Source organism: Lysobacter sp. TAB13 (assembly GCF_052113885.1).
Lineage (GTDB): Bacteria > Pseudomonadota > Gammaproteobacteria > Xanthomonadales > Xanthomonadaceae > Lysobacter > Lysobacter gummosus.
In genome coordinates this window covers 1-500 of record NZ_JBFRDR010000150.1, presented here as the reverse complement: position 1 = coordinate 500, position 500 = coordinate 1, and the positions used below count along the sequence as shown (strand labels likewise).

Annotated in this window: 1 protein-coding gene; it reads right to left on the bottom strand. The window is 61.6% G+C overall.

The window, feature by feature from the left end; translation table 11 throughout:
* Positions 1-500: ATP-binding cassette domain-containing protein (locus AB4Y92_RS25575; RefSeq protein WP_441822168.1), on the bottom strand; the 500-nt coding region annotated here is incomplete at both ends.

Sequence of the window (500 nt, the reverse complement as noted above, 5' to 3'; positions counted from 1 at the left end):
CGACATGGCTGTCGCCCTCGAAGGCGAGGATATGGGTCGCGATACGGTCGAGGAACCAGCGATCGTGGCTGATGATCACGGCGCAGCCGGCGTAATCCTCCAGCGCCTCTTCGAGCGCRCGYAGCGTGTCGACGTCGAGATCGTTGGTCGGTTCGTCGAGCAGCAGGACGTTGGCACCCGATTTCAACATCTTGGCAAGATGGACGCGATTGCGCTCCCCGCCCGAGAGCGATCCAACCTTCTTCTGCTGGTCGCCGCCCTTGAAGTTGAAGGTCGAGCAATAGGCGCGCGAATTCACCTCGCGCTTGCCGAGATAGAGGATGTCGTTGCCGCCGGAGATTTCCTCCCAGACGTTCTTCTTGTCGTCGAGTGAGTCGCGGCTCTGGTCGACATAGCCGAGCTTGACGCTCTCGCCGATGGTGATCGAACCGGAATCCGGCTTCTCCTGCCCGGTGATCATCCGGAACAGCGTGGTCTTGCCGGCGCCGTTCGGTCCGATG